We start from the raw sequence: 18,002 nt of genomic DNA, 5'->3' as shown, positions 1-18,002 counted from the left end.
GGACAAGGTCTGTTTTCAGGAGGCCATGGCTGGCAAACAGTTCCAGGGCAGCAGCGCCTCATAGCCTTCAACGCTGTTGACCAGAGGCAGGCGTTCGAGGATGTGGCGCAGGTAGGCGTAGGGTTCTTGGCCGTTGGCCTTGGCGGTTTCGATCAGGCTGTAGATTTGCGCACTGGCAGTCGCGCCCTTGGGCGTGTCGCTGAACAGCCAGTTTTTGCGGCCGATTACGAAGGGGCGGATGGCGTTCTCGGCGCGGTTGTTGTCGATGGGCAGGTGGCCGGCCTCAACGTAGCGCTCCAGTCGGCTCCAGTTGCTGGCCAGGTAGTTCACGGCTTTGCCCAGGGCGTTCTGCGCCGTGACCTGGGGCTGGGTTTTCTCCAGCCACGCTTTGAGTTGGACGAGAATCGGCAGGCTGCGCTGTTGACGACCTTCATGGCGTTGCTCGGCGCTGGTTTCCTTGAAGTCGCGTTCGATGGCGTACAGCTTGTTAATTAGGTTCAGCGCCACGTCGGCGCGCCCGGTTTTGCCCTTGGGCTGCACCTTCTGCGCTTCGATAAATTTACGCCGCGCATGGGCCCAGCAGGCCAGACGTTCGACGCCAGACTGTGCGGCCACGGCGTTGTAGCCGGCGTAGTCGTCGGTCATCAGATAGCCACGGTAGCCGGCGAGCAGGCGCAGCGGTACGTCCTGCGCACGGCTGGTGGTGTAGTCGAAGAGGATCAGTGGCCTGTCTGGCGGGCCTCCGGTTTGCACCCACATCCAGGATTGGCTGCTCGGCTCGCGCCCCGGCTCTTTGAGCACTTGCACGCGGGTTTCGTCGCAGTGCAGCACCGGGTAGTCCAGCAGCATGTCGCGCATCAGATTGAGCAAGGGTTGCAGGTGCTCACCGCACTGGATCACCCAGCGCGCCAGGGTCTGGCGGGGGATGTCGATGCCATGGCGATGGAGCATCTTCTCGAAGCGATACAGCGGGATGCCGTCGACATATTTGGTGCTCAGCAACATCGCCAGCACGCTGGGGCTTGCCAGGCTTTTTTCGATCAGTTGCGCCGGTTTGTCAGCAGTGATCGGGGCAGTTTCACAGGCTTTACAGGCGTAGGTCTTGCGGATATGGCGGATCACCCGGACTTGCATCGGGATGATCTCTAACTGCTCGCTGGTCTCTTCGCCGATGATCTGCTTGCAGGCGCCACATTCGCAGGTCAGTTCGTGCTCGGGTAGTTCGTGGACGACTTCCACGCGTGGCAGCTCGGCCGGCAACGGCTTGCGCTTGCCACGGCGTTTAACCGGCGCGACGACTTCTTCCTCAACCTCATCCGCCACTACTTCAGGCGCCGCTTCGGCGAGGTTTTCGGCTTCGTTGAAGAACTCCAACTGCGGCGAATCAGGATCAGCGGTCTGCTCGGATTTGCGGCCGAACAGGCGCTGGATCAGTAGCGCGTTCTGTTCGCGCAATTGCAGAATCTGCCCATCCTTCTCCGACACCTGTTCATGCAGCGACAGCAGAAGCTGTTTCAGCAAAGTAGGATCGTCAGGAAGGGTTTCGGGCATAGAAATCATGCCGTGGATTATACCGGCTCACGTGACGAAGCGCGGCGTCAGCACCTTGTGCGGTTGGTTGCCCCACAGATCGATCCCCTCCAGTAGCTGGTTCAACTCGCGCACCGTCAGCTCGATGGCTTCATCACCCGCATCCGGCTTGGTCTTGAACCGCTCGGCCTCCAGACGCTTGAGCCAAAGACAGAAACCATTGCGATGCCAGTACAGAATCTTTACTTGGTTGCGCGTGCGATTGAGAAAGACGAATAGCACCGGGTCGAACACCGCGACCTTGATATCCAGCTCGACCAGGGCCGCCAGACCATTGATTGATTTGCGGAAATCGACTGGCTTGGGATAGAGGTAAACGGCTTTGACCCTGGGGTCGGGACGCATCATGAGCTGGCTCCAGAAAGATATCGGGAGCACAGCATCGGGTCGTGCCGGGATCATTTGAAGGTGGGGTTTATGGAGCGCTTAGTGCGCCAGTTAAAGCTGGCGGAGGATAGTCGATGAAAGTTCGATACTGGTAAGAAATGGCGAATCAACCAGACCCCGAGTCATGCATGTTGCGCCGTGAGGTGCAGGGTGAAGCGTTGACAGGGGAAACCGATGGGCCAGCCATTGAGCCGCGTAATCACAAGTTCGGGATGCCGATGCTGTTAAGCGAAGCAGAAGGCAACACGGAGCATGGCGTTTTACGCCAGTCATGCTCTGATCCCGCGCGGTCGGAGACCCTGTGCACGTCGGGAAGTCCTTCGCACAGAAACTGGGAGATCTCAGCGGTGCCCGGTGCGCAGGCACCGGGCGGAGCAGGAAAGGCCAAAAGCCATAACCCTGCTGTTCACGTCGCTGAGAAGTCGGATACGTCCGTAGTACCTGAGAAGCCATCGAACAAAGGGCCTGGCCCTGCGGAGATAGTGGAGGAAAGGGGCGTAGCCAAGGGAAACACCGATAAGAACCCCGTGCCCCGGACACTGAGCCGGATCAGTTGCACGTTGATGGGACTTGAAGGTGTACGTGAAGCAGCCCGAAGGAACAAGGGCATGCAGTTCACGGCGTTGCTGCACCACATCACACCGCAGTTATTGGCGCAGAGCTTTTATGCCCTGCGCCGAGATGCCGCGGTGGGCGTGGACGGCATGTCGTGGCGAGAATATGAGGAAGGTCTTCTCCAGCGGGTAACCGTTTTGCACGCAAAGCTCCACAGCGGAGCCTATCGGGCAACACCATCGCGGCGGGTCTACATTCCCAAAGCCGATGGCAGACAGCGCCCGTTGGGCATTGCCTCTTTGGAGGACAAGATCGTACAACAGGCGGTTGTTACCGTTCTAAATGCGATCTATGAAGAGGACTTCCTGGGATTCTCGTATGGGTTTCGACCGGGACGCAGCCAGCACGATGCACTGGATGCGTTGACGGTCGCGCTGAAGGGTCAGAAGGTGAACTGGATATTGGATGCGGATATCACGTCGTTCTTTGATGAGATCGACCATGAATGGATGCTGATGTTTCTGGGACACCGGATTGCAGACCGGCGCATGCTCGGACTTATCTGCAAGTGGCTTCAAGCGGGTGTAATGGAGGATGGCCGTAGGGTGGCTGCGACCAAGGGAACTCCCCAAGGTGCAGTGATATCGCCGTTGCTGGCGAATATCTATCTTCACTACGTGCTGGATCTGTGGGCAAGGCAGTGGCGCCAGCGGCATGCCCGTGGCGATGTGATTGTCGTGCGTTACGCGGACGACAGCGTGGTGGGTTTCAGGACGCAATGGCAGGCTCAGCAGTTTTTGGTGCAGTTGCAGGAGCGGTTGGCCAGGTTCGGATTGTCCCTCAATGCCTCGAAAACACGACTGATTGAGTTTGGTCGTTTTGCTGCGAGAAATCGTAGGGTACGAGGTCTAGGCAAACCGGAGACGTTTGACTTCCTGGGCTTTACGCACTGTTGTAGTACCAACAGAAGCGGTGGTTTTCAAATTCTGCGACTGACGGTCAAGAAGCGAATGCGTGCGACGCTGCTGGCTATTCGGGATGAGCTGAAGCGTCGACGCCACGAGTCTGTTCACGTCGTAGGTCAGTGGCTCACCCGGGTGGTCAGGGGCTACTTCAACTACCACGCGGTGCCGGGGAACCTGATACGTCTTGGCGGTTTTCGTTCGGCGGTTTGCCGTCTATGGCGGCAAGCCCTCATGCGACGCAGTCAGCGTAATAGGCTCCAATGGTCACGCTACGGTCGCCTCGCCGACCTCTACATACCTAAACCCAGAAATGCACATCCGTACCCTGAGGATCGCTTCGCGTCACATACCCAAGGCAGGAGCCGTATGCGGTAGTTCCGCACGTACGGATCTGTGCGGGGGGCGGCAGGTAACTGCCGTCCCTACCGCGACCACCTCAATGGGGTAGCGGGCCTTTATATTTACAAATGCTGCAAATACCCCACCACATCCGGCGCGCCCGCCAGACGCAGGCCTTCCCCCAGGGCTGTAGCTTCGGCTGAGTGTTTGGGTAGCAAAAGGAATTCTGGTGAGCCAGGACCGTCCAGCAAGGATAGGCGCGCATAGGGCAGGCCGTTATCCAGCAGCAACGCCATAAACGCCGGGTCGCTCCAGGCTGCATTGGGCATGCCCAGTACGTGGTAGTGCTGCTGCAGGTCAGCGAGGCCTTGATTGCTCAAGCGGTAATGGCTCAGTTCGGCCGGCAGGTTGACCTCCAGCCCGCGCCGGCGGGCGTAGGCAATGGCGCAGGCGAAGGCTTCGCTATGATGCTCACCGGCCCAGAATACGCGTTCGCCACGCCAGCTGGCTTGACGCAGGATGATGCGTTCGCCAGCAAGAAAGCGCGGTAACGCCAGGCTGATAGCTTTGACGAAATCCTTGTAGCTGATGATGCGTACCTGGCGGCAGGGCTCGCTGGCAGCGAAGACTTCGAAACTGGTATGGCTGGCCTGCTGCGCATTGCAGGTCGACAGGCCGTCGATCATGCGCAGGTCGAACGATGTCAGTTGCTGCTCTTGCGCTTTAATCACCCGCACCAACATGGCGTGGGCTTGTGCTTTGTCCTCCTGGACTGGGCCGGAGAGTGCGCTGCGCGGTAGATCTATCAGGCGATGTAGCTGTGGGCCGTCTTGCCAGCAGATGCTTTCACGCCGTTGCGGCAGGGGGTTGAAGGGTAGGCGAAGCTGGCTGGCGCGCTCGAGTATTTGGCGTTGCCCGCGGCCAATAAGGCCTAGCCGTTGCGCTAAGGCGCCGAGGCGTGAGCTGAGGGTGGAAGGCTGCTCAGACAGACTCATGGCCAGGTACGAACTCCAAAATTACCATCGCCAGTTTGGCAGAGCTCATACGGCCCTGCACAGGCTTTATCGGCTATAGAGACAGGTTTTTTATGGCCTGCCATCCCTGGAAGCCACCCTTCGGGCCGTCGCTGCACGACGTTAAAAATGGCTCCCAACCATTTTTTACCTGATCTGCACGCGGCGTATGGCAAGATTGCTGCAGTCAGTTGCAAAGGTGCCTCCATGCCCAGTCTGGTGTTTGATATTGCGTTATCGGCCGAGCGCTTGCGGGTGGTCTATCAAGGGCGTGCCAACCGGATATTAGTGCAAAGTCGTGATGGGCGGAGTGTCAGTGTGCCGGCCCATCATTTTCGGCCGTTTCTGACCCATGAAGGTGTCTATGGTTCCTTCGCGCTTGAGTTCAGTGCGGCCGGTGAGTTGCTCAGCCTGCGCCGCTTGGGCTGATAGCGCCGTGCGCCTCGCCTATCAGGCACGCAGCCGGCTATAATCGCGGCCTTTGTCACTTTATCGAGCTAAGCCTGCCCATGTATACCCTGGCCCGCGAGCTGCTGTTCAAACTTTCCCCCGAAGCTTCCCATGAACTGTCCATCGACTTGATCGGTGCCGGGGGACGTTTGGGGCTTAACGGTTTGCTAACCAAGAGCCCGGCTGCGGTGCCGGTCAAGGTTATGGGGCTTGAGTTTTCCAACCCGGTCGGGTTGGCTGCCGGCTTGGACAAGAATGGCGACGCCATTGATGGCTTTGCTCAGCTGGGCTTCGGTTTTGTGGAAATCGGCACAGTGACGCCGCGTCCGCAGCCGGGCAACCCCAAGCCTCGCCTGTTCCGTTTGCCTGAGGCTGAGGCAATCATCAATCGCATGGGTTTCAACAACCATGGTGTTGACCACCTGTTGGCCCGCGTTCAGGCGGCCAAATACAAGGGCGTGCTGGGTATCAATATCGGCAAGAACTTCGATACGCCGGTCGAGAATGCCGTTGATGACTACCTGCTGTGTCTGGACAAGGTCTATCAGCACGCTAGCTACGTCACCGTTAACGTCAGTTCACCGAATACGCCTGGACTGCGCAGTCTGCAGTTTGGCGACTCGCTCAAGCAGTTACTCGAAGCCCTGCGCAAGCGCCAGGAAGATCTGGCTGCGCAGTATGGCAAGCGTGTACCGCTGGCAATCAAGATCGCGCCGGATATGAGTGATGAAGAAACCATCGAAGTGGCCAACGCGCTGGTTGAAGCCGGCATGGATGCGGTGATCGCCACCAATACCACGCTGGGCCGCGAAGGGGTGCATGGTCTGGAATGTGCCGATGAGGCGGGCGGATTGTCCGGTGCGCCGGTGCGCGAGAAGAGCACACATATCGTGCAAGTGTTGGCTGGTGAGTTGAAAGGGCGCTTGCCGATCATCGCAGTGGGCGGCATTACCGAAGGCAAGCATGCGGCTGAGAAAATCGCCGCAGGTGCCAGCCTGGTGCAGATTTACTCCGGTTTTATCTACAAGGGGCCGGCATTGATTCGCGAAGCGGTCGATGCCATTGCGGCGCTGCCGAGCAAATCGTAGGCAATAAAAAATGGCCTGGAGCCATTTTTAACGTCGCGTAGCGACGGCCCGAAGGGTGGCCGCCATGGATGGCAGACCATAAAAAGGGCTCCCTAAAGGAGCCCCTAGGCTTGCGCCCGCCGCTCGGATGGAGCGCGCATGGTGAGTCGGTAGGTTCCTGGATCAGCCGACAGCGTGAAGTTCGTTGAGTCGATGGATGCCGGCGGTGCCGGTCATGCCGTCCCAGTTGTCACCGCGGCCTTCGCGCCAGCCGTTTAACCAGGCTTGGCGGACAGAGGGGAGGGTGAAGGGGCAGAGTTCGCGGGATTTACCACTGATGCCGTATTGATAGCCGCGCAAAAAAGCTCTTTCTAACGGATCACGCTTAAGTCTTCTCATAGGGTGAAGCCCTCAATGTTGACTGTTATGTCCCTTAGACCTTGTAGCAAGGTCAGGCAGAAACGTTCTGCCTACGGAGTCCGCTGCCGGCGTCGCGAGCCTCCTTGCCTGCACTGTTGCAGTGCTGGCCTGGGTAGATTTCTAACCAATGCGCGGGTGCCTGTGAATGATCGTTTCGTCATAAGGACGTAACATTTTTGCGGGTCAGGCCATAAGACATTGTGGCCGGCTGCTGATTCTTCACTCCGAGGCCTATGCTGTGGGCATATGCGCCGGATGTGCTGGTATTTTGCTATCGCGAATGAATTGCGATTGAGACTGTTGTTTATTCCGACGAAGGGTCGCACTGCGACGCTTTGTCACTTATTTTGGGCGTGCTGATTTTGCTGCACGCCGTTTATTGCCTTAGGCACACTGGAAGCTCCCATGTCGGATCGTTACGAACTCTTTCTCACCTGCCCCAAGGGTCTCGAAGGCCTGCTGCTCGAAGAAGCCAGCAGCCTCGGCCTTGAAGACGCGCGTGAGCACACCTCGGCCATCCGTGGCATGGCCGACATGGAAACTGCCTACCGTTTGTGCCTGTGGTCGCGCCTGGCCAACCGCGTGCTATTGGTGCTCAAACGCTACAGCGTGCAGGACGCCCAGAGCCTCTACGAAGGCGTGCTGGAGGTCGACTGGTTCGAGCACCTGGAATCCACTGGTAGCCTGGCCGTGGAGTTCAGCGGTAACGGCTCGGGTATCGACAACACCCATTTCGGTGCCCTGAAGGTCAAGGACGCCATTGTCGACAAGCTGCGCCTTAAAGACGGCACGCGGCCATCGGTCGACAAAATCAACCCGGACCTGCGCATTCACCTGCGCCTGGATCGCGGCGAGGCAATTCTCTCTCTCGACCTCTCCGGCCACAGCCTGCACCAGCGTGGTTACCGCCTGCAGCAGGGCGCTGCCCCGCTGAAGGAAAACCTCGCCGCTGCCGTATTGATTCGCGCCGGTTGGCCACGTATCGCTGCCGAAGGCGGCGCACTGGCTGACCCGATGTGCGGCGTCGGCACCTTCCTGGTTGAGGCAGCGATGATCGCCGCCGACATCGCGCCGAATATGATCCGTGAGCAATGGGGCTTCAGCAAATGGCTGGGTCACGTGCCAGCCTTGTGGAAGAAACTGCATGCCGAGGCCGAAGAGCGCGCAGCAGCAGGTATGGCCAAACCGCCGTTGTGGATTCGCGGTTACGAAGCCGACCCACGGCTGATTCAGCCAGCGCGCAATAATATCGAACGCGCGGGCATGAGCGATTGGATCAAGGTTTATCAGGGCGAAGTGGCGACCTTTGAGCCGCGTCCGGATCAGCACCAGAAAGGCCTGGTGATCTGCAACCCACCCTACGGGGAGCGTCTGGGTGATGAAGCCAGTTTGCTCTACCTCTACCAGAACCTTGGTGAGCGCCTGCGTCAGGCGTGCATGGGCTGGGAAGCGGCGGTGTTTACTGGCGCCCCGGATCTGGGCAAACGCATGGGTATTCGCAGCCACAAGCAGTACGCCTTCTGGAACGGCGCGCTGCCATGTAAGTTGCTGCTGATCAAGGTGCAGCCCGAGCAGTTCGTTACCGGCGAGCGTCGTACCCCCGAGCAGCGTGAACGCGAGCGCGAACAGGCTGAGGCCGATAAGGCACCGCTTGAGCCGCTGGAGCGCCAGTACAACAAGAATGGCAACCCAGTTAAACCGGCTCCTGCACCTGCACCGGTGCTCGAACAAGCGCGTCTGAGTGAAGGCGGGCAGATGTTTGCCAACCGCCTGCAGAAGAACCTCAAGCAGTTGGGCAAGTGGGTGCGCAAGGAAGGCGTTGAGTGCTACCGCCTGTACGACGCAGATATGCCGGAATATTCCATGGCGGTGGATTTGTATGGTGACTGGGTGCATGTGCAGGAATATGCCGCCCCCAAGTCCATTGATCCGGAAAAAGCCAAGGCGCGTATGTTTGACGCCATCGCTGCGATTCCGCAGGCGTTGGGCGTCGACAAGAGTAAAGTCGTGATCAAGCGCCGCGAACGTCAGAGCGGCACCAAGCAGTATCAGCGTCAGGCCACCCAAGGCCAGTTTATGGAAGTCAGTGAGGGCGGCGTAAAGCTGCTGGTTAACCTCACCGATTACCTGGATACCGGCCTGTTCCTCGACCACCGTCCGCTGCGTCTGCGTATTCAGAAAGAGGCCGCCGGCAAGCGCTTCCTCAACCTGTTTTGCTACACCGCCACGGCCACCGTGCATGCGGCTAAGGGCGGCGCGCGTACCACCACCAGCGTTGACCTGTCGAAAACCTACCTGGACTGGGCGCGGCGCAACTTGTCGCTTAACGGCTACTCGGACAAGAACAAGCTGGAACAGGGCGATGTGATGGCCTGGCTGGCCGAGGATCGTGGCGAGTACGAGCTGATCTTTATCGATCCGCCGACCTTCTCCAATTCCAAGCGCATGGAAGGCATCTTCGACATCCAGCGTGACCACGTGCAGATGCTCGACCTGGCCATGGCGCGCCTGACCAAGGACGGCGTGCTGTATTTCTCCAACAACTTCCGCAAATTTGAGCTCGATGAGAGCCTGGCGGCGCGTTATCAGGTTGAAGACATCAGCGCATCGACCCTCGATCCAGACTTTGCCCGTAACCCGAAAATCCACCGCGCCTGGCGCTTCAGCCTGCGCGGCTGATGATTGTGCACGCGCGTAGGGCGGAGATGGCGAAGCCTTGTCCGCCTCGATTCGGGATCAGAACTTATTGCGGATCAGAGCGCGCAAGGCGAAACGATTGGGATGGCAGGCCTGCGCCACATCGGCAGGCACGGGCAGCGGCTCGTTATTCAGCCAGGCAGCGATCAGCTCGCCGGACAGCGGCGCGGTGATCAGGCCGCGTGAACCATGCCCGCTGTTGATATACAGACCATCAAGCCAAGGGCAGGGCGTGTCCGGCACCTGACGGGCATCCTTGCCTAGCACCGCATAGGCCTCGTTGAAAGCTGCTGCTTCGGCTAAGGGGCCGACAATCGGCAGATAGTCCGGGCTGGTACAGCGAAACGCGGCGCGGCCTTGCAGTTGCTCGGGGTCTAGTTCAACGGTGTTTAGCTGATTGGCTAACTCAGGCGATATTTCTTTCAATAGCTGCAGGTTGCTTGCGTGATCGGCGCTGCTCAGCGTCAGGTCGTCACTGTTGAAGTCAAAGCTCGCGCCCAGCGTATGTTCATCCTGGCGTACCGGCGCAACATAACCCTCGGCGCACACCACCGTGCTTAGTGCGCGGCTGGCGGCCGTGGCCGGCAGGCGGCTTATCTGCCCGCGAATACGCTTAAGCGGCAAGTGCGCAGCCTGACTAAAACTCTTGATCTCGGCAGCGCTGGCCAGCACCACCACACTGGCGCTGGCCAGCAGTTGCTCACCATTCCAGGCCTGCCAGCTATCACCGTCACGGCTTAGCTCCAGAGCTTCCTGATGCAGTTGCAGTTGGATATTGGGGTGCTGGCTAAGCAGTGCACACAGTGCCGGCGGATGCACCCAGCCGGCCTCGGGGTAGAACAGACCTCCGGCCGGTAAACTGATGCCGGCTTTGTCCTCGGCAGCGCTTCTGTCCAGGTTTGTCAGCAAGTCGGCCGGAAAGGCCGTCGCCAGCTGCGCCTGGCGTTGCGCTTCCTTGGCGTCGAAAGCCAGTTGCAGCACGCCGCAGTTGTCCCAGTCCTGGCCTTTTTGCAGGCGCTCCAGTTGTCGGCGAGTGTGGCCATAACCGCTAACGATCAGGCGTGACAGAGTGGTGTGATGGGCCGAAAGCTTGAGGTAAAGCACGCCTTGCGGATTGCCAGAGGCTTCCTGGGCGATTGCAGGGTGACGCTCCAGCAAAGTGACCTGCCAGCCGCGTTGGGCCAGGCTGGCGGCAGTGGCGCAGCCGGCAAGACCTGCACCAATCACAACGGCGGTACGCGGGCCAGCAGGCTGTGGCGGGCGAGCAAACCAGGGCTTTTCGGTCGCCTCAGCGGTGCCGATAAAGCCGCCTTTAAGCACTTCCCATTTCTTGCCCAGGCCCGGCACGCGCTTCATCTTGAAACCGGCATCATTCAGCCGGCGGCGTACATAGCCGGTGCTGGTAAAGGTGCCCAAGGTGGTGCTGGCGTGGGACAGCCTGGCCAATTCGGCAAATAGCTCTGGCGTCCACATATCTGGGTTTTTCGCCGGGGCGAAACCGTCGAGAAACCAGGCATCTACCTGGCCATCTAGCTGCCCGAACAGCTCAAGCGCATCGCCGATCAGGAGGGTCAGAACGATACGCCCGCCGGCAAACGCCAGGCGCTGAAAACCCGGGTGCAGCGCCACGTATTGCGCCAGCAACTGTTCGGCGTAGGGCGCCAGTTCCGGCCACAGCTCCAGCGCACGTTGAAGGTCGGCTTTGTGTAACGGGTATTTTTCCACGCTGACAAAATGCAGGCGCGCACCCGCCACGGCGTGTTGATCGAACAGCTGCCAGGCGCAAAGGAAATTCAGCCCGGTGCCGAAGCCGGTTTCGCCAATGACCAGTTGCTGATCGGCCGTCAACGCGGCGAAGCGTTCCGGCAGCTGGTTGTTGGCGAGAAACACATAACGGGTTTCCGCCAGCGCGTTCTCATTGGAGAAATACACGTCGGCGAATTGGCTGGACAGCGGTTGGCCCTGCTCGTCCCACTCAAGGCGGGCTTGCTGGTGTGGCGCGTCATGGTCGGGGAGCATGTTCTGTTCGGTCACGGGTAGTCGATCGCGACGATGTACCAAGTCTTCTCGCCGGTTGGGGTTTGCACCCGTACTTCGGCGTCCAGGCTTTTACCGATCAGGGCGCGGGCCAGGGGCGAGTCGATGCTGATCAGGTTGTTTTTCAGGTCCAGCTCATCCGGGCCGATGATGCGGTAGCGCGACTCGTTGCCGTCTTCATCTTCCAGGGTGACCCAGGCGCCGAAGTAGACCTTGTCCGGGTCGCTGGGGCGGGCGTTGACGACCTTGAGGTTTTCCAGGCGCTTGGTCAGAAAACGTACGCGGCTGTCGATCTCACGCAGCATTTTCTTGCCATAGGTGTACTCGGCGTTTTCCGAGCGATCACCCTGGGCGGCGGCTTCACTGACCGATTGAGTAACCTGGGGGCGGCGCACATGCCACAGCTCATGCAGCTCGGCGCGCATGCGGGCCTCGCCCTCGGGGGTGATCAGGGCAGTGCCGGCGGAGCGGGGTGGGCGGTAGCGACTCATAAAAACCTGTTCAACGTCTGCTGCGCGTCGGCCCTGCTGCGTTAAACAGGCTTTCAGACGGCTAAGAAAAGTGGTGCGCGAGTCTATCAGCCCTCGCGCAGCACCGTCAGCGGGCTGATATTCAAGGCGCGGCGGGTACCGAGAACGCCAGCCGTGCCCACCAGCAGCGCACCGATCAATGGCAGCAACAGCAGCCAGGGGTGCGGTTGCCAGGCGAGATCGAAGGCAAAGCGATAGAGCAGGAAGCTGATCAGCTCACAGCCAAAGGCTGCCAGCAACCCGCTCGATGCACCGAGCAGGCCGAACTCGGCGCGGCGCGCTTTGATCAGCAACTTGCGTTCGGCACCTAGGGCGCGCAGCAGAGCGCCCTGACGGATACGCTCATCCAAGGTGGCTTGTAGCCCGGCGAACAGCACTGCCAGGCCGGCGGCCAGAACGAACAGCAGGACGAACTCAATGGCCAGGGTGACCTGGGCAAGGATGCTGCGCAGTTGTTCCAGCAGCGCTTCAACCTGCAACAAGGTCACGGCCGGGAAAGCGCGCGACAGTTCGACCAGTTGCTTTTCGTATTGCGGCGGCAGGTAGAAGCTGGTCAGGTAGGTCACCGGCAGATCCTGCAGGGTGCCGGGCTGGAATATCATGTAGAAGTTGGGCTGGAAGTTGTTCCAGTCGACTTCACGCAAGCTGCTGACCACCGCATCGCGGTTAAGACCGCCAACGCTAAAGCTCAGGCGGTCACCCAGTTTCAGTTGCAGACTTTCGGCCAGTTCGGATTCCACCGATACGCCCGGTAATTCGTTTGTGTTGGCGTCCGTCCACCAACTGCCGGCGATCAGATTGTTATCTGCTGGCAAATCGGCGGCCCAGGTCAGACTCAGGTCACGGCGAATCGCCCGTTCACCCTGGGATTCCTTGCTGACGATCTGCCGTACCGGTTCGCCATTGATCATCACCAGTCGCCCAGGCACCACGGGGAACAGTGGGGCAGGGTGCGGTGATAGTTCGTTGAGGCGAGCTGCGAAAGCGTCCTTGTCCGCCGGCAGGATATTCAGGGCGAAGTGGTTAGGTGCATTTTCGGGCAGCTGATCCTGCCAGGTGTCGAGCAGCTCACCACGCAGCAAGGCGATCAGCGCCATGGCCAGAATAATCAGGCCAAACGCCAGCGATTGCCCAGCGGCCGCGAGTGGGTGACGCAGCAATTGGCCCAACCCCAGCCGCCAGGGCAGCGAAGCGCCGGCCAGCATACGGCGCAGGCTCTGCAAGCCGAGCAGTAACAGGCCACCGAGTAGCAGGGCGGTGACCAGGCCGCCGCCGAGTAGGGCGAAGGTCAGTTGTATATCGAGGCTCAGACGCCACATGATCAGGCCCAGCGCCAGCAATGCTGCGCCATACACCAACCAGGAGCTGGCCGGCACGGGCAGCAGATCGCGGCGCAATACCCGCAGCGGCGGCACGCGGCCCAGCGCGGCCAGTGGCGGCAAGGCGAAACCGGCCAGCGCCACAAGTCCGGTGGCCATGCCGGCCAGCGCGGGCCATAGGCTGCCAGGCGGAATCTGTGCTGGCAGCAGCTCCTGCAGCAGGTTGAATAGCGCAAGCTGCGCCAGCCAGCCCAGCAGGGCGCCGATCAGGCTGGCGGTGATGCCCAACAGTGCCAGTTGCAGGCTGAACAGGCCGAGTGCCTGGTTGCGTGACAATCCCAGGCAGCGCAGCAGTGCGCTGGCATCGAAACGCCTGGCGGCAAAGCGTGCCGCCGACAAGGCCACCGCAACCCCGGCCAGTAGCACGGCGGCCAGGCTGGCTAGATTCAGATAACGTTCGGCGCGTCCCAGGGCGTTACCAACCTGGCGATTGCCATCTTTGGCGTCTTCCAGGCGCTGGTTGGGGGCGAGGGTGATGCCCTGGCGATACTGTGCCAAGGCATCCGCTTCGCCGCGCCACAGTTCCTGATAGCGCACGCGGCTGCCGGGTTGCACCACGCCTGTGGCGGCCAGGTCATCCGGGTGCATCAGCAGGTGCGGGGTCAGGCTGTAGAAGTCGCCGGCTTCATCCGGGAGGAAGGTCAATACGCGGGTCAAACGCAGGGTTTTCGCGCCGACCTCGACGCTGTCACCGGGTTTGAGGTCGAGGGCGACAAACAGGCGGGCTTCGGCCCAGGCTTCACCGGGCTGTGGGCCGGCGCCGGTTTGTTCGACGTCATACAGCGCGGCGGCACTCTTTAGTTGGCCGCGCAGTGGGTAGGCGCTGTCCGCTGCTTTGATGCTGGCCAGCTGGATGCCGGCATCGCTGGCCACCACACTGGAAAACTCGACCAGCTGGGCATGCTCCAGCCCCAGCTGCTTGCCGCTGCTGATTTGCTCGGGTGCGCTGGGCGAGCTGCCGGTCAGGCGCAGGTCGGCGGCGAGAAACTCGGTGGCGCGCAGCAGCATGCCGTCGTTTAGCCGTGCGCTGAAATAACCGATAGCCGTGCTGGCAGCGACTGCGATCAGCAAGGCGAAAAACAGCACACGCAGCTCGCCGGCGCGGGCATCGCGCAGCATCTGACGGCTGGCCAGTGATAACAGGCGGGTAAAGGGTAAATGGTTCATCAGGGTTCCACGTGGTCGACCAGGTGGCCGCCTTCCAGGCGGATCAGGCGTTGGCAGCGGTGCGCTAGGCGCTCGTCGTGGGTGACCAGCACGAGGGTGGCGCCGCGCTCCTTGTTCAGCTCGAACAACAGATCACTGATGCGCTCACCGGTATGGCTGTCGAGGTTGCCGGTGGGCTCGTCGGCAAACAGCACTGCAGGCTCGGCGGCAAAAGCGCGGGCGATGGCTACGCGTTGCTGCTCGCCGCCGGAGAGTTGGCGTGGGTAATGGGTCAGGCGCTGGCCCAGACCGACGCGGTCGAGCAGGGTGCGGGCGCGCTGGCGGGCATCGGCATGGCCTTCAAGCTCCAATGGCAGCATGACGTTTTCCAGGGCATTCAAACTGTCGAGCAGCTGGAAGGATTGGAAGACGAAGCCGACGTGCTCGGCGCGAACCCGTGCGCGCTGATCTTCATCAAGGCTGGCCAGGTCGTTACCGGCCAGCACCACGCTGCCACTGCTGGGTAGATCGAGGCCGGCGAGCAGGCCGAGCAGGGTGGATTTGCCCGAGCCGGAGCTGCCGACAATCGCCAGACTGTCACCGGAAACCAGCTCCAGCGACAGATCATGAAGTATGGTGAGTTCGCCTTCCGTGCTGGGAACCACTTTGCTAAGGTTTCGCGCGGTGAGAATACTTGAGCTCATGGAGAATCCAATGCGTAAGTGGTTGATCGGTACTGCTCTGAGCCTGCTGCTGTGGGGGCCTGCGGCATTCGCGGGTACCGTACTGGTCGTTGGCGATAGTATCAGCGCAGCTTTTGGCCTGGATACACGCCAGGGCTGGGTCGCTTTGCTGGAAAAACGCCTGATCGAGCAGGGTTTTGATCTTCAGGTGGTCAACGCCTCAATCAGTGGCGACACCAGCGCAGGCGGCGCCGCACGGCTGCCTGCGCTACTTGCAGAGCATCAGCCGGAGCTGGTGATTATCGAGTTGGGAGGCAATGATGGCCTGCGTGGTCAGCCTCCAGCGCAATTGCAACAAAACCTTGCGGCCATGGTGCAGGCATCGCAGCAAGAAGGCGCCAAAGTGCTAATCCTTGGCATGCAGCTACCCCCTAATTACGGTGTGCGCTACACCACTGCGTTCGCTGAGGTGTTCCCCAAGGTAGCGCAGGAACATAACGCTGCCCTGGTGCCTTTTGTGCTGGAGGGCGTAGGTGGCGTGCCTTCGCTGATGCAAAACGATGGCATTCACCCCACAGCAGAGGCACAACCCAAGCTGCTGGAGAACGTTTGGCCGACCCTGAAACCTTTGCTCTGACAGGCTTTTCTGTACCGTGCCTTTCGGCTAATGTGGCGCCCCCGCACTGGAGCCCTCAATGCCGCGTCCTGCCTGGTCGTTGTACGCCTACCAACTGATCGAACCTGACGAGCAGCTCGACCTGTTCGCCTGTCGAGAAGCGCGCGTGCACTTGTTGGCGCGCCAGCTTGAATTGGGTCAGTTTGCCGACCGTACATTGTGCGGCGGCTTGTTGCCTGCGCAGCCGGTATGGCGCGATCTGGATAAGACGATGCTGCGCGACAAGCGTTTATGTCCGGCCTGTCGGGCGACACTCGAAGCAGAAAAGCGTGGCGATCGGCCTCTATTGCCGGGGCGTTGAGCTATCCCGGCGCTTGATCAACCGGTGTACAATCGAGCCCTATCATTACCCACCTGTTAACCACCATTTTCGTCAGGAACTACCGGATGTTGTCGCGTGCCATTGCCGTCACCCGCTGCCTGCCGCTTGCCGCTGTCTTCGCGGTAGCGTCTGCCAGTGCGCTTGAGTTTCCGTTGCCGCTGCCTGGCGAAGATATTGTCGGTGAGGTTCAGGTGATCCAGGCCAAATATGAAGACACCTTTGCGGATTTAGGTGTGGTCAATGACCTGGGTTACCTGGAAATGGTCGTGGCCAACCCAGGGGTTGATCCTTGGCTGCCGGGCGCCGGCAACGAGATCATTCTGCCGACGCGCTACATTCTGCCACCCGGCCCGCGTGAAGGCATCGTGATCAACCTCGCCGAGTACCGCCTGTACTACTACCCGAAAGGTCGTAACGTGGTTTACACCTATCCGTTGGGTATCGGTCGTGAGGGCTGGAGTTCGCCGGTTGCCAATGCGCGTATTACTGCCAAGACGCCGAATCCGGGCTGGACGCCACCGCAGTCGATTCGTGATGAGCATGCTGCCGAGGGCGACCCGCTGCCAGCTTATGTGCCGCCAGGCCCGAATAATCCATTGGGTCCATACAAGCTGGGCTTGTCAGTGCCGGGCTACCTGATTCATGGCTCGAACAAGAAGTTTGGTATCGGTATGCGCGTTAGCCATGGCTGCTTCCGCATGCTCAACCATAACGTGCTGAAGTTGGCTTCGATGGTTTCGGTGGGCACCCCGGTACGCATTATCAACGAGCCATACAAGTTTGGCCGTAGCGGCGGCAAGGTTTACCTGGAAGCGCACGCACCTCTGGATGATACCGGTGACGCTTCGGTAGTCGATAAGCACACAGCGGTAATCAATGCGCTGCTGAAGAACGATCAATTCGCCGATCTGCGCCTGGATTGGGAAATGCTGCGCGAAGTAGTCGCCGCTGAAGATGGCTTGCCGATTGAAATTGCTCAGCCTGATCAGGCCATAGTGGCGACTGAGCCGGCTATCTGACTTCGCTGTTCTAAAAGCCCGTTATGCGTAAGCGCTGACGGATTTTTTATTGTTTGTCGAGTAGTGGGTACTTCGCTTGGCAATAAAAAAGCCGACCCAGAAACGGGGTCGGCTTGTTCATAGCCTTGTGGGCTATTACTTGCGGCTGGCTTTTTCCAGCATACGCAGAGCGCGCTCATTGGCTTCGTCAGCAGTTTGCTGAGCCTTCTGAGCAGCAGCCATAGCGTCATCAGCCTTGCGATAGGCTTCGTCGGCACGGGCTTGAGCGCGAGCGGCTGCATCTTCAGTTGCAGTCAAACGAGCTTCAGTTTCTTTGGACATGCTGCTGCAACCGGTAGCCAGAACTGCGGCCAATGCCAGAGCAGAGAATTTCAGAACGTTGTTCATCGTGTTCCCCTTGAGGTGGAGTTTTTCCATAAAAGCAATTTCCTAATAGTAGGAAATTAGCCGGCGTACATACTACCCGTAACGTGTAGTAAGTAAACGGAGGCAAGGCAAGCCACACAGGTTTTTTTCTACGAACACTGTGGCTGGTCGAATACTGGGTATCATCTGGTTAAAAAACCATCAGCCTTGGACTGGTCGGCAGTTATTTGCGCAGTGCTTATTGTCACGTTGGCATTACGCCGAGTGTTGAGAGTAGCTGCAAGGTTTTGCGGTATTTCCCTCGCGGGTGAGTTGTTGGGTGAAGCCGGAACGAAATGCGCCTCTGGCAGCAGCAATGCTC

16 protein-coding genes are annotated in these 18,002 nt (G+C 59.9%); 7 read left to right on the top strand and 9 right to left on the bottom strand.

Annotated elements, in window-relative coordinates:
- Positions 1-15 precede the first annotated feature (15 nt).
- Complete coding sequence (tnpC, locus tag AC0T4W_RS11960; protein WP_476319164.1) at positions 16-1,560, bottom strand: IS66 family transposase; 1,545 nt, start codon at positions 1,558-1,560, stop codon at positions 16-18.
- An 18-nt stretch (positions 1,561-1,578) separates the two neighbouring features.
- On the bottom strand, positions 1,579-1,938 hold the full coding sequence (gene tnpB / locus AC0T4W_RS11955) for an IS66 family insertion sequence element accessory protein TnpB (protein ID WP_476316920.1): 360 nt from the start codon (positions 1,936-1,938) through the stop codon (positions 1,579-1,581).
- A gap of 167 nt (positions 1,939-2,105) precedes the next feature.
- Between tnpB and ltrA the strand changes: the two genes are divergently transcribed.
- On the top strand, positions 2,106-3,872 hold the full coding sequence (gene ltrA / locus AC0T4W_RS11950) for a group II intron reverse transcriptase/maturase (protein WP_476319163.1): 1,767 nt from the start codon (positions 2,106-2,108) through the stop codon (positions 3,870-3,872).
- An 86-nt stretch (positions 3,873-3,958) separates the two neighbouring features.
- Here the strand turns inward: ltrA and AC0T4W_RS11945 are convergent, their stop codons facing one another.
- Positions 3,959-4,831 (bottom strand): DUF6685 family protein, encoded by an 873-nt coding sequence (locus AC0T4W_RS11945; protein WP_476319162.1) that lies wholly within the window; start codon positions 4,829-4,831, stop codon positions 3,959-3,961.
- A 225-nt stretch (positions 4,832-5,056) separates the two neighbouring features.
- Here AC0T4W_RS11945 and AC0T4W_RS11940 point away from each other — a divergent pair, with 225 nt between their 5' ends.
- Complete coding sequence (locus tag AC0T4W_RS11940; protein WP_476319161.1) at positions 5,057-5,278, top strand: DUF2835 domain-containing protein; 222 nt, start codon at positions 5,057-5,059, stop codon at positions 5,276-5,278.
- Between the two features lie 80 nt (positions 5,279-5,358).
- Positions 5,359-6,387, top strand: coding sequence for a quinone-dependent dihydroorotate dehydrogenase (locus AC0T4W_RS11935; protein ID WP_476319160.1), 1,029 nt, complete (start codon positions 5,359-5,361; stop codon positions 6,385-6,387).
- Positions 6,388-6,549: 162 nt separating this feature from the next.
- Here the strand turns inward: AC0T4W_RS11935 and rmf are convergent, their stop codons facing one another.
- Positions 6,550-6,765 carry a ribosome modulation factor gene (gene rmf / locus AC0T4W_RS11930; protein ID WP_090255928.1) on the bottom strand — a complete coding sequence of 72 codons (216 nt, stop codon included), beginning with the start codon at positions 6,763-6,765 and terminating at the stop codon, positions 6,550-6,552.
- Between the two features lie 426 nt (positions 6,766-7,191).
- Here rmf and rlmKL point away from each other — a divergent pair, with 426 nt between their 5' ends.
- Entirely contained in the window at positions 7,192-9,465 is a 2,274-nt protein-coding gene (gene rlmKL, locus AC0T4W_RS11925) for a bifunctional 23S rRNA (guanine(2069)-N(7))-methyltransferase RlmK/23S rRNA (guanine(2445)-N(2))-methyltransferase RlmL (RefSeq protein WP_476319159.1), read from the top strand.
- A gap of 57 nt (positions 9,466-9,522) precedes the next feature.
- Here the strand turns inward: rlmKL and mnmC are convergent, their stop codons facing one another.
- The 4 genes from mnmC to AC0T4W_RS11905 all read right to left on the bottom strand — a co-directional run bounded on the left by mnmC (position 9,523) and on the right by AC0T4W_RS11905 (position 15,279).
- A complete protein-coding gene (mnmC, locus tag AC0T4W_RS11920) occupies positions 9,523-11,502 on the bottom strand; it encodes a bifunctional tRNA (5-methylaminomethyl-2-thiouridine)(34)-methyltransferase MnmC2/FAD-dependent 5-carboxymethylaminomethyl-2-thiouridine(34) oxidoreductase MnmC1 (RefSeq protein WP_476323610.1) in 1,980 nt (659 codons plus the stop codon).
- 11 nt (positions 11,503-11,513) lie between these two features.
- Entirely contained in the window at positions 11,514-12,011 is a 498-nt protein-coding gene (gene greB / locus AC0T4W_RS11915) for a transcription elongation factor GreB (protein WP_476319158.1), read from the bottom strand.
- 86 nt (positions 12,012-12,097) lie between these two features.
- Complete coding sequence (locus tag AC0T4W_RS11910) at positions 12,098-14,596, bottom strand: ABC transporter permease (RefSeq protein WP_476319157.1); 2,499 nt, start codon at positions 14,594-14,596, stop codon at positions 12,098-12,100.
- A complete protein-coding gene (locus AC0T4W_RS11905; protein WP_305592617.1) occupies positions 14,596-15,279 on the bottom strand; it encodes an ABC transporter ATP-binding protein in 684 nt (227 codons plus the stop codon). Before AC0T4W_RS11905 ends, AC0T4W_RS11910 begins: the two co-directional genes overlap by 1 nt.
- A gap of 10 nt (positions 15,280-15,289) precedes the next feature.
- On the opposite strand from AC0T4W_RS11905, the gene AC0T4W_RS11900 reads away from it, so the two are divergent.
- The 3 genes from AC0T4W_RS11900 (at position 15,290) to AC0T4W_RS11890 (ending at position 17,275) form a co-directional block, all read left to right on the top strand.
- A complete protein-coding gene (locus tag AC0T4W_RS11900; protein WP_476319156.1) occupies positions 15,290-15,895 on the top strand; it encodes an arylesterase in 606 nt (201 codons plus the stop codon).
- 58 nt (positions 15,896-15,953) lie between these two features.
- Positions 15,954-16,235, top strand: coding sequence for a hypothetical protein (locus AC0T4W_RS11895; RefSeq protein ID WP_476319155.1), 282 nt, complete (start codon positions 15,954-15,956; stop codon positions 16,233-16,235).
- 86 nt (positions 16,236-16,321) lie between these two features.
- A complete protein-coding gene (locus tag AC0T4W_RS11890) occupies positions 16,322-17,275 on the top strand; it encodes a L,D-transpeptidase family protein (protein WP_476319154.1) in 954 nt (317 codons plus the stop codon).
- 135 nt (positions 17,276-17,410) lie between these two features.
- Here AC0T4W_RS11890 and oprI read toward each other — a convergent pair whose 3' ends face one another.
- A complete protein-coding gene (oprI, locus tag AC0T4W_RS11885) occupies positions 17,411-17,662 on the bottom strand; it encodes an outer membrane lipoprotei OprI (protein WP_090242095.1) in 252 nt (83 codons plus the stop codon).
- Positions 17,663-18,002: the final 340 nt, after the last annotated feature.

The organism is Pseudomonas sp. C7.1, from assembly GCF_056312395.1.
The sequence above is the reverse complement of the archived record's forward strand: the minus strand, read 5'-3'. Positions and strand labels throughout refer to the sequence as shown.